An 11,908-nucleotide genomic window follows, 5' to 3' on the forward strand; every position below is an offset into this window, starting at 1 on the left:
TGTATTGCTCAGCAACTTTCTTATTACTTTTGCATATCAGCAAACATGGTATTCACTAATTCGGTTACCGCCTGCTCCCTTTGTGCGGAATTTTTGTAGTATTTAATCGGCTTTACTAGTGTGCTTCTCCATACAGTTTCCTTGGTTTTGTTATCAACAATATCGATAACAAAAGTACCTTCGGTATAGTTTTTAGTGCTTATATTGCTTGCGCCGTAACTATATCCATAGGTATGTCCATACCTTGAATTGTAGCCATAGTAAGGACTGTGACCTGAAGCTCTTACTTTCATTTTGTCTTTTGTTACCACAAAATAACTAATGAGTACGTCAGCATTTTCTTTGTCCGTGGCAATGAGTCCTTGCAAGTTAAATTCATTATCAATGGCATCATTTAAACGGTTTCTATCAATATCACTAATCATAGGGTTTTTATGCTCTGCATCACCGCTAACAAAGTAAGATTGTACGGCTTGAAAATCGTATTGTTCATCACAGTCTGTATTGGCGGTATAGGTTGTTGTACAGCCGGCTAAAAATAATAAACATAAAGAAATAAGGATGAATTGTTTCATGTGATCTCCGATAGCTATCGGATTTATTGTGCTTATTTGTATTGATGAAATTATTTTACATTTACTGAAATATGAATTCTAATGACATATATTCATAAACTACATAACTAGCAGTTATATTTCTGCCGGATATATTTCTGATGGGTATAGCTCCGGATTATAATAGTTAGAGTTATATACTGGCGACAGCGGGAAATTAAAATGAATAATTTAGAGCAAAAATTGACAAAAATAGATTTGAACTTACTGATTGCTTTGAGTGTTTTGTTAAATGAAAGGAGTGTCAGTAGAGCTGCTGAGGCATTATTTGTTACCCAACCAGCAATGAGTAAAACACTGAATAGATTAAGAATTTTATTTGATGATCCCTTGTTCCATCGTTGCTCTTCTGGGCTCATTCCAAGTGAGAAAGCCATTGAATTAGAGCGAAAATTACCCAGTATTTTAAATCAAGTTGATAGTTTGTTATTGCCTAGCGCTTTTGATGCCTCGACATGTGCACAAACATTTTCAATTTCTATACCTTCTATTTTGTGTCACTCAATATTAATGCCATTAGTATTAAAGCTTAACAAAATAGCCCCCAATGTTTGTATTATCGACTTACCCAGTGAAACAGACCCATTTCCTTCACTTGAAAAAGGAACTTACGACTTCGCTATTCATATAACTACACCTAAAAGCCCTCAATTTGGTTGTACATCACTTGGCCAATTTCGACCCAATATCTTTGCAAGAAAATATCACCCATTAATAAAAACTAAAGCTATCAATACATTAACTGACTTCAAAGACTTTAAATTTGTCGCTTATCAAGTTAGCTCTGAAGAAAAGAAAGGCTTTGAAAATCCCGCCGAGAGAATTTTAAGGCTATTTAACTTTAGTCCCAAAGTTGTTTGCCAAAGCAGTCATTTGAGTATAATTACCTCATTATTGGAACAAAGTGATTGTTTATTGATCGCACCAAGTTTCATGCTAAATGCCGAAGACTTTTCTGATAAATTCACTTCAGTGTATGAGTTTGATATTGAAAAAGAGCAAATGTTAGACTTGCTCTTGTTAGAGTCACCAAGAGCAAAACATGGTGAAGCCGCGCAATGGTTTAAAGCCGAGTTATTGAAAACTATTAATATTGAGTAACGAGGGTTTAATGTATAGATGATTTAATGTTTTGCATAAAATATTTTCACTAGTAAGGCGCCCTGCTAATACAAAACCCATGGTTATCGAGCTCTATTAGCAGTGATAAATAGTATGATTATCTGAGCTAAGATAACAATGGCTGTCCTAGTTGTTTCATTAAACTTTATCTGGCGTCAGCACAATTTATAAACACGTCGATAGCCATCAATTATGTAGATTTTACTAAAGTTATGATCTAGTTGTAGCGATTCATAAGCTCCCCGATATGAATCAATGTCTGCCATGCAATAAGTATTGAAGAGTGCTAACCAATATTCATCTATTTCGCCATTTGCATTGCATATTTTATTCTTAATACTGATCCTATTTTCTAACAGGAATAGCGTGTTTTCATCAATATTTGTCGAAGCGAATTGAGTGGCTATTGCTTGCACCACTTTTATCTTTGGCGGCTGTTGACACTTATATAAATTGATTGCTACCACATATCCTAAAATGTCTATCACTGCTTCATAGGTCTTGGTGGTGATCATATTGATAATTATACGGGTCAGCTCTTTTTTAAATTCATTGATGCCCTTAATTGGGCTCGGAATAACCAGATGAATCCATCGGTTGTTAGGAATTAGGTTGCCTATTTCTTCATTCAATTGTGCAACGATATTCGAGATTGGCACATCATCGGCCAACCTTGATCGCCGTTTACCATTTTCATTGATGTGCTCGACCAGTTTGGTAACTTCCACGGCAATCTTGCGGTTATTTAGTAGTAAATAACCGTCCGGCGGGTCTTCACCGTCGATATACTTGCCACCGAATTTAGACGCTAAAGCCGCAAGAACGTATTCTTCATCTGGTTTCATATTGCATCCTTAATGCATATCCGCGCTAAAAACTCACATAAAAATATAAAAAACCAATTAAGTCATATTGTTAGTATAGGATATTGGTTCATTCTTTCCCTGTAGGGCGTCTTGGGCTGGGTGCATGAGTGGTTTACTAGTAGATTCAACAAAGAATTAATAGGCATACATGGATAAATCATCTTAAAGAAACACAATACTCTCTCTTTAAGTTTTAGACTTAGCCACTCTTTTGCTATTATGGCTCTTTCCTTTCACTATAGGCAGCAGTACTGCGTGGCAGTTTTTCAACTTAGAGATTACCAACAAGAAGCCGTTACTGCGGTGCTCAAACACTTTCGAAAAACCAATGAATCTGCGGTGATTGTTTTACCTACCGGTTCTGGTAAAAGTTTAGTGATTGCTGAGCTTGCTCGCTTAGCAAAACGAAAAATACTCGTGCTGACTCACGTTAAAGAATTAGTAGAGCAGAATCATCAAAAATACGAAACATATGGTGTAACGGCGGGTATTTATTCAGCAGGTTTAAAACTTAAAGAAACTCAACACCAAGTCACATTCGCCAGCATACAATCGGCGGCGCGAAATCTAAATGATTTTTCTGAGCCCTATTCATTAATTATAATTGATGAATGTCATAGGGTTAACCTGGCCAGCCCTGAGCTGTCAAAAGGCAAGGCAAAAGACAGGTTAAAAGACAAAGTAAAATACACATCAAAAGCTGAATTGAAAGACGAGTTAAAAGAGCAATCACATGAAACCGCAAGCACTAACCAGTATCAGCAAATCATTGAGAAATTGATGCAGGTTAATCCTGAGGTTAAATTATTGGGTTTAACCGCAACTCCCTATCGTTTAGGCATGGGCTGGATTTATCAAAAGCATTATCGTGGTTTCATGCGTAGTGAACAAGAACGGCCCTTTAAACACTGTATTTATGAATTACCGCTGCGCTACTTGATCAAACGCCAGTACCTAACCGAGCCCAATTTAGTGGATGCCACTATCGAACACTATGATTTTAGTAGTCTTCGAGAGAATTCCTCTGGCGAATATAGTCCCACGGATATTAATCATCTATTAACTAAAAATCACCGGGTGACCCAAGGCATTATTGAACAGGTCATTGAGTTAGGGGAAAAACGTCAAGGCATTATGATATTTGCAGCAACGGTTGATCATGCCAAAGAAGTTTTTAGTTACTTACCCACTAAACAGAGCGCGTTAATTACCGGCGCCACAGATAGCACTGAGCGCGATAACTTAATTAAGGCATTTAAACAAAAAGAGATTAAATACCTGGTTAATGTATCGGTATTAACCACTGGTTTTGATGCGCCTCATGTCGATATGATCGCGATATTACGGCCAACACAATCGGTTAGTCTCTATCAGCAAATAATCGGTCGTGGCCTGCGTTTGAGTGATAACAAAAAAGATTGCTTGGTGATTGATTATACCGGCAATGATTTTGACCTCTATCACCCTGAAGTGGGTGAGAAAAAACCGAATGACAAAAGCCAGCCGGTACAAGTTGTTTGCCCAAGTTGTGAATTTCCCAATATATTTTGGGGCATCTGTGATGATGACGGTTATTTAGTTGAGCATTACGGTCGACGTTGCCAAGGCCTCGTAGCTGAACCCAGTGAAGATCAGTCAAAAGAGCGTCAATGTGACTATCGCTTTGTCTTTAAAGAATGTCCTCACTGTAGTGGTGAAAATGATATTGCCGCTCGAACCTGTTTGCACTGCTTTGAGGTATTAGTTGACCCAGATGACATGTTAAAAAAGGCACTACAACTTAAAGATTCAAAAATTATTCGCTGTGCCGGAATGAGTTTAGAAGAGGTCCCTGAAAAAGGGAATGACAAAGCAGCTGATACTGGAGCTGGCAAGTTAAAAATCACTTACCATGATGAAGAAGGTACTGAACTCAATGAATCTTTTGATTTTTCTAAACCAAATCAAGTTAAAGCGTTCAATGATATTTTTTCTAAACGCCTTAGTATTAAAATTGGTGTTCAACTGGGCTCAACTGAGTCACTCGAAGTCGATAACCTGCAACAAGCATTAAAGCTAGCTAACGTATTACCTTGTCCTGACTTTGTCATTGCCAGAAAACAAAAATATTACTGGCGCATTAGAAACAGAATTTTTGACTATCAAGGTCGCTACCGAAAGGCCAATGAACTTAAATAATCCCAAGTAAGCTCAAATGAACAAGTAGAAATTGGCGAATGCTGGAAAATAGTAACATCGAATCATGTCAATTAAGCGCTATAACAAGGCAGATATTAATGAAAATTAACACACAAACTTACCCAGAATATTTTAAAAATATTTCAATAATTAACTAACTAAATTGATAAAATCTCGATAGAATTACCCATCGAGATTTTTATTCCCTTAATTTAGAACTACATCATTTATCTAGGAGCACTTAGTGCCAACATCTTTACCTACGTCTTCATCTAAGCCTTCACTTAAACAAGAATCAGACAAAAAAATCACTGCTCCCATAGCTAAAAAAATTCCCCATGAAATGCAGATGCATGATCATAAACGGGTAGATAATTATTATTGGATGCGTGATGACCAGCGTAGCAATGAAGTGATATTGGCACACCTAAATGATGAAAACAGTTATGCTGATGCTAAGTTGGCCGAACAAAAACCGCTGCAAGACTCACTGTTTGAAGAGCTTAAAGCACGCATCGTTAAAGACGATAATACTGTGCCAGCAAAAGATGGTAAATATTGGTATCACAGCGAAATTAATGGCGAGCAAGAGTATTCAAATTATTTTCGCGCGACAAGTTTTGAGGGAGGCAATAAAACCTTGTTGTTAGATGTTAATGCGCGCGCTAAAGACCATGAATTTTATGACTTAGGAGATTTATCAATAAGTCCTAATGATGAATTAATGTCAATATCAGAAGATACTGACAGCCGCCGAATTTACACCATAAATTTTAAAGACTTAAGTAAGATAAACACAACGTCTAACGATCAAGATACTTACTTAGCGGATGTGCTGCTTGAAACTGAAGGCCAAATTGTTTGGGCAAGTGATAATCAAACGGTATTTTATGTAAAAAAAGATCTAGAAACCTTGTTAGGTACACAAGTTTATCGTCATAAACTAGGAACGCCACAAGCTGATGATGTCCTTGTTTATGAAGAAGACGATCACAGCTTCTACATGAGCTTAGATAAGAGCAGAGATGACTCACAAATTTATATTTGTTTACACGCCACTGAATCAACACATTACCTAGTGCTCGGTGCCGATGACCCTGAGGGTGAATTTATTGAGCTACTACCCTATCAAGAAGAACATGAATATCACGCTGATAAAATGGGCGAACACTTTTTTATTGTCAGCAACTATCAAGCTAAAAACTTTCGACTAATGAAAGTTGCAGTTGATAAAGTTAATGATATAAGTAACTGGCAAGAAGTGATCCCACATAGAAAAGATGTGCTACTCGAGGGTATTGAGTTATTTCATAACTTTATCGTTATTACCGAACGTGAACATGGCCAAATTCGTTTTATTGTTCACACCACAAGAGGTAGAAACTCTGGCCATCAGTATCCCTTATCATTTGATGATCCCTGTTACTTTGCTTGTCTTGGTGATAATCCAGAGCCGTCCAGCACCACGGCAAGATTATATTACTCAAGCTTAACCACGCCTGGCTCTTTATTTGAGTTTGACTTAGCCACCGGTGAGCGCAAGCTGCTTAAAGAGCAAAAAGTATTAGGTGACTTTAACAAAGACGATTATCAATCAGAGCGCTTATTTATTACCGCCAGAGATGGCGTAGAAGTACCAGTTTCCATTGTTTATCGCAGCGATAAGTTTAAAAAGGATGGTACTAACCCACTACTGCAATACGGTTATGGCGCTTATGGCATTACTATAGACCCTGATTTTTCAAGTACAACGTTAAGTTTACTCAACCGAGGTTTTGTTTACGTTATCGCTCATATTCGTGGCTCAGAAATGTTAGGTAGAGAGTGGTACGAAACAGGTAAAAAAGAGCATAAACAAAATACCTTTAATGACTTTATAGATGTCACCAAGGCATTAGTTGCCCAAGGTTATGGTGCTAAAGATAAAATATTCGCTTCTGGCGGCAGTGCTGGTGGCTTATTAATGGGCGCGGTAGTAAACCAAGCACCAGAGTTATATTTAGGCATTGGCGCGCATGTGCCATTTTTAGATGTATTAACGACTATGCTCGATGAAACCATACCGCTAACCACGAATGAATATGACGAATGGGGTAACCCAAATGAAGCTGAGGCTTATCAAGATATTTTAGCTTATTCGCCTATTGATAATATCACTGCGCAGCACTACCCCAATATACTGGTCACTACCGGATTACATGATTCACAAGTGCAGTACTTTGAACCAATGAAATGGGTAGCAAAAATTCGAGAATTTAAAACCGATGATAACTTACTGGTATTTAAAACTGATATGGAAGCGGGCCATGGCGGCGCATCAGGTCGTTTTAAAAGTTTAAGAGAAAAAGCCTTGGAAATGAGCTTTTTTATCAGCTTACTACCCGAGTAGATTACTGAATAAATAGCCGAGTTTAGTTAGCAAAACATACTTAAAAAATTGTTATTCTCAGGTGGTATTGTCACTTGCGAATAACATATTGAGTACCGCTAACAATTCAGAAATATACTGATGGTTTATGGTAATTGACCTTATGTATTTCGATTTTAGGCCATGCTCAATGGCGATTAAAGCAAACTAAAAAACCTCATTAGATACGCTGTTTCCAACAATTTAATGCTCTCTTTATGATATTTACCTATTGAGCCTATACTTACTCATTTCCTTAGAATCTTCAGGTATTACAGGCCTACAGAGAAGTAAAACAACAAAGAGAAGGTAACGCGATACTGGCTTACCCTGTTATTTTCAAGCATCGTCGGTATTTTGAGGTTATTTCTTAACAAGCACCTCTGCTAGCAAAAAATCATTGATGAACTCTGCCATCAATTAATATTGTCAGTTCTTTTTCGCCAGTATTGGAGCCAGTAACGTCATAGTTTATTTTCAAATTAAACAACTCATAATTGAGCTTGTTCGGCACGTCTCTTACTATATCGGTCGAGAAAAAATTGACTTTGAACTCTGAAAAGATCATATGTATTTCCAGTTAATTTGTTTATCCATAAGTCGATTGTTCTGTCAAAAAGACGAATGATTAATGATAAATAATGAAAAAAGCCGCTAAACTTTCGATTAGCGGCTTGAGGACTAACGTTCAACGTTTAAGCACTTGTGTCTTTAAGGAATTTATAATGACCTCTGATATCTTCTCTAAATTCATGGCAATACTCACCTAAAGGCGCCTCTATTTTAAGAGCACCATACATTTTGTTGGCTTTACGTTTGGTGTTCTCCCAGCTAATACCTTCGATGGTCATATGACCTTCACTAAAGGCCTTAATTTTTGCCAATTCTTTAAATTTCTGCGGATCTATAGGCTTATTACAATCATTATTAAGGTAAATTAATTTACTCGCCGCTTCCGCCAACAATAATTCGATTTCACCGTACTGATTATCGGTTGATGACTGTGTGGCAAATACTGAGCTACTTAAGAATACTAAAGGTAAAATTATTTTTTTCATCATGCTTCCTTGTTATATATAAGGTAATAAATAAGTTTTTAAATTGTATTTTGTGAACTAATCGTTTTATATTTTCATCTTCTTGAACATTTCATTAACCGCAAAATACAATCTTTCTTTCGCTACCTGACTTCCGACATCTTGTTGTAAATCTGCTTCAGCCATACCAACCCAGATAGACTGACCAGTGCTGGCATCAAAAATGGCGACAACTAAGGCTCCTTTAGGGATGTTTTCTAACGTTTTGAGCTGAGTTTCCTCGTTTATAATCAATTCAATATTGTCCATATCAACGCCGGCAATAAAAGTGATTAGCATATCGGGATTGTCTGATTTTTCTGTAAAGCCCTTAGCTCTTAATTCTTTATCTATGTTGAATCTGGCTTCACTATCGGCATCAAAGCCCGGACTTTCCCAGCGACCTATTTCATCATAGATAATGGTGGCATCACCCAACCAGGCAAAAGTCTTGTAGCCGCTAAGGTTAACCTTGGGGTCCGTTTCTGCTGCGATATTGATATCTTTAGGTACGGCAGAACATGCCAAGAGAGTAAAAGAACTTAATAGAACTAAAATTAATTTTTTCATTACTTTTCCATTTAACTAATAATTATTGGTAGCCTGCTAGCTACTTTAAGAAAACAGGCTGAATTACCAATAAGATATTACTCATTGGCGTGATGCATGCGTTAAATTAGCTCGCTAAAGGCGCTGCCAATTGAAATTCTAATAAAGTACCTGCGGGTATATTGATAGAGTTTCCGCTGGTAAGTAAAGAAGCCCCAAGGCCAACTTTCGCAGCATTTTTAGCACCCTTAGAGCCATTTGCTAAACCACCGACAGCGGCAAGCCTTGCTGTTCTACCCACTGTCGCTTTACCTGTGCTCTCGGTAACTGCTTTCACAGCAGATGTTAGAATAGGTTTCATCTGGTTATTGATCATGATATCGGTAAAGGTCAGCTCTAAACTTGAATTGCCTCTAGCTCGTCCTGATTGTTTAGCTTCGGAAACTATGCCATAAATGGTACTGCCTCGAGGCGCTACCACAACATTATTAGCCATTAAGTCGGCTTCTAATCTAGCGGTAAATCGATGCCCTGTGCTGTGTTTTTTACTGTCTACTGCGGTTGACATTTTCACCATAACTCGAGTACCTGCAGGCACTGTTACCTGCCCTGGTATTACTTCGTCACTGACTTGCGCCTGACTAGCCTTCGCACTAGCATTGGCCGTTGGCACGGTGACCTCATCGCCAAAACTAATACTTTTAACTTGGGCTGATGGAAAACTTAATTGTTGGCCGGCAATATCAAATACTAAATTATTAGCATCACGAGAAACTAAGGTGCCATTTAAGGTTTGACCATCTTTTAGTACTAAAACATCAGCTAAAGCATTAGCTGAAACAAGTAGTGTTAAAGCCAGTACCGAACTATTCATTAACTTTTTCATCGTTATCTCCATATATACCTAGGTATAATTAAATTTAGTTTTTTTTGATGTGTTTTGTTTATTTGTTTCGTTCAACATCTTAGTGTTAACTTACGGACTAGTTTAGCGAACACTGTATTTATTGATGTGTACAAAAGTGTTACCAATGTGTGTTGTAATTTAAGTGAAGCGATAACTAATGGTTATGATGAGTCGTTTTTCTGATTAGCTCGTACAAGGGATAAAATAATAAGAGGCGACAACTTATCACCTCTTTAATTACATTCTCTTTAGTTCAGTATCATACCAAACAGTATTATTTAGAATTCAGCGTTTCAGTAGATGCAAAAAGGCGAGTTATTAAACTCGCCTTTCATTACCGTTTTAATCAATAGCACTATTTTACTTTAGCAAAAGTTCTTCTTACTGTTTCTTGATAAACCTTACTCTCAGGTCTTAAGTTTGTAATACCTTCAAAAGGAATACCATGACGAGTCGAAGTGAATGGATATTTCGCATTCATATTCTCATGACGCATTTTCACCATATCAAAAGGTCCCCATGCCCATAGGAATTGAGCCATCATGCCACGCATTTCACGAGGATCTTGATATAAGTCGAAGAAGTTATTTTTAACTAAACCTGGACGGTCACCAACCCAAACACGCTTGTATTGTTGCTTAATGGTTGCAGCAAGCAAGGGGCCAGTATAAACATGATAATAATCACGACGACTGTTACCGTCACCTTCTAAAAATACCGCAGTTTGGTCAATACCATCAATTATTCTGTCTGTTGGAATATACTCCATCGCATCACCTATGCGGGCAAAAGTAGTATATAAATCATGTACGGTGATCATGTCACCGACATATTGACCTTTTTCAATCGTGCCTGGCCATTTAGCGAATGCTGAAACTCGAATACCGCCTTCTTTATAACTACCTTTGCCGCCATTAAAGACATTTTGGTACATAGCACCATTTAACTCTTCCATAGGGCCATTATCAGCCATAGCAACAACTAGGGTATTTTCAGCAATGCCTTGTTTCTCTAATTCAGCAAAAATTTCACCAATATGACGATCTAAACGTTCCATGTTTTGCGCAAACGCCGAGCTATTACTGGTAGTAGTTACTTGACCATCGCGGTTAAGGTCATAAACATTAGGCCAATAGGCTAAATAAAATGGCTTGTCAGCTTTTGCTTTACGTTTAATATAATCTACAGCTTTTGCTTGATGTATATCAATGAGTTTTCGATAGTTAGCTAAGGTATCATCATAAGTAGCAGGCAATGTTTCACGCGCTTTACCGCCTTTTTTGCCTTCAATATCCATAATGTAGCCATCTGGACGCCAAGTGGCATCAACTAAGTACTTCTTTTCATGCATATCGGGACCGTAACCAATAGTACCATTCGCATCTTGCCCGGTTTTATGCCACATAATAGCAGGGAACTGGTTATACATAGAGAATTGCGCTTCATCAAAGCCTTGATTGTGCAGATAACTTTCTTCGATGTCGCCCATATGACCTTTACCAACAAATGATGTGCTATAACCTGCTTCAGACAGCACCTCAGCTATGGTTACTTCTTCTGCTGGCAGTCCACCACCTTCTGGCGGGAAAGAAACTGTATGCATACCACTTCGCACGGCTAATCGGCCCGTTAAGGCAGCTGCACGTGTTGGTGTACATGATGGCTCAGAATAGAAACGAGTAAAAACAATCCCTTCTTCACCCATCTGATTTATATTGGGGGTATCAAAGCCACGAATTTTATTGAACGCTTTAATACCGACTTCGCCAAAGCTAGTGTCATCCCACATTATGTGTACGATATTTGGTCGTTTACCGTGTTTCTTATAAAGAGCATCGAGTTTCTTTTGCAAACCTACATCTTGTTTGGCCCATTTTTCTCCGAACTGTTCTTGCAAAATATTTTGTTCAGCATCATGAATTAAATTAGCTTTAGTTGCTGCTGTCGCGCTCAGGCTTGGCAATAGCGTCATAGCCGCAACAGATAAGCTTGCTAATACCGTTGGCTTTAATCGTTTGTTAAATAATGTTTTTTCGGTGTTGATTTTCATGGTAGTTCCTTCTTTTTTTTGTTTAGTTTAGTTGTTGAGTTATCACGTTTTCTACAACGGTTTGCTTTAACTTGCTAACAAGTTTACGAGAACTAAAGACTTTTGAATGTGTACAAAGAGCAAAGTAAAGTGTGTAACC

The 11,908-nt window shown here is 37.8% G+C and carries 10 protein-coding genes; 3 read left to right on the top strand and 7 right to left on the bottom strand.

Going from position 1 to position 11,908, the window contains the following annotated elements; genetic code table 11:
• Nucleotides 1-23: 23 nt before the first annotated feature.
• Nucleotides 24-575 (bottom strand): DUF4136 domain-containing protein, encoded by a 552-nt coding sequence (locus HRT55_RS16520; RefSeq protein ID WP_291622987.1) that lies wholly within the window; start codon nucleotides 573-575, stop codon nucleotides 24-26.
• Between the two features lie 201 nt (nucleotides 576-776).
• Between HRT55_RS16520 and HRT55_RS16525 the strand changes: the two genes are divergently transcribed.
• Entirely contained in the window at nucleotides 777-1,715 is a 939-nt protein-coding gene (locus tag HRT55_RS16525) for a LysR family transcriptional regulator (protein WP_291622988.1), read from the top strand.
• 176 nt (nucleotides 1,716-1,891) lie between these two features.
• Here HRT55_RS16525 and HRT55_RS16530 read toward each other — a convergent pair whose 3' ends face one another.
• A complete protein-coding gene (locus tag HRT55_RS16530) occupies nucleotides 1,892-2,581 on the bottom strand; it encodes a hypothetical protein (protein ID WP_291622989.1) in 690 nt (229 codons plus the stop codon).
• 240 nt (nucleotides 2,582-2,821) lie between these two features.
• Between HRT55_RS16530 and HRT55_RS16535 the strand changes: the two genes are divergently transcribed.
• Together HRT55_RS16535 and HRT55_RS16540 are read left to right on the top strand one after the other, a co-directional pair.
• Nucleotides 2,822-4,780 carry a DEAD/DEAH box helicase gene (locus tag HRT55_RS16535; RefSeq protein ID WP_291622991.1) on the top strand — a complete coding sequence of 653 codons (1,959 nt, stop codon included), beginning with the start codon at nucleotides 2,822-2,824 and terminating at the stop codon, nucleotides 4,778-4,780.
• Nucleotides 4,781-5,087: 307 nt separating this feature from the next.
• Complete coding sequence (locus tag HRT55_RS16540; RefSeq protein ID WP_291623096.1) at nucleotides 5,088-7,169, top strand: S9 family peptidase; 2,082 nt, start codon at nucleotides 5,088-5,090, stop codon at nucleotides 7,167-7,169.
• Nucleotides 7,170-7,584: 415 nt separating this feature from the next.
• Here the strand turns inward: HRT55_RS16540 and HRT55_RS16545 are convergent, their stop codons facing one another.
• The 5 genes from HRT55_RS16545 to HRT55_RS16565 form a co-directional block, all read right to left on the bottom strand.
• Nucleotides 7,585-7,755: a hypothetical protein gene (locus HRT55_RS16545; protein ID WP_291622992.1), complete on the bottom strand. Its 171-nt coding sequence runs from the start codon at nucleotides 7,753-7,755 to the stop codon at nucleotides 7,585-7,587.
• Between the two features lie 127 nt (nucleotides 7,756-7,882).
• On the bottom strand, nucleotides 7,883-8,248 hold the full coding sequence (locus HRT55_RS16550; protein ID WP_287204348.1) for a hypothetical protein: 366 nt from the start codon (nucleotides 8,246-8,248) through the stop codon (nucleotides 7,883-7,885).
• Nucleotides 8,249-8,311: 63 nt separating this feature from the next.
• Entirely contained in the window at nucleotides 8,312-8,833 is a 522-nt protein-coding gene (locus tag HRT55_RS16555; protein WP_287204349.1) for a DUF4136 domain-containing protein, read from the bottom strand.
• A gap of 106 nt (nucleotides 8,834-8,939) precedes the next feature.
• Nucleotides 8,940-9,698 (bottom strand): hypothetical protein, encoded by a 759-nt coding sequence (locus tag HRT55_RS16560; RefSeq protein ID WP_287204350.1) that lies wholly within the window; start codon nucleotides 9,696-9,698, stop codon nucleotides 8,940-8,942.
• A 376-nt stretch (nucleotides 9,699-10,074) separates the two neighbouring features.
• Entirely contained in the window at nucleotides 10,075-11,769 is a 1,695-nt protein-coding gene (locus HRT55_RS16565; protein ID WP_287204351.1) for a sulfatase-like hydrolase/transferase, read from the bottom strand.
• Nucleotides 11,770-11,908: the final 139 nt, after the last annotated feature.

The sequence above is a fragment of the Colwellia sp. genome (genome assembly GCF_013214175.1).
Classification (GTDB): domain Bacteria; phylum Pseudomonadota; class Gammaproteobacteria; order Enterobacterales; family Alteromonadaceae; genus Colwellia.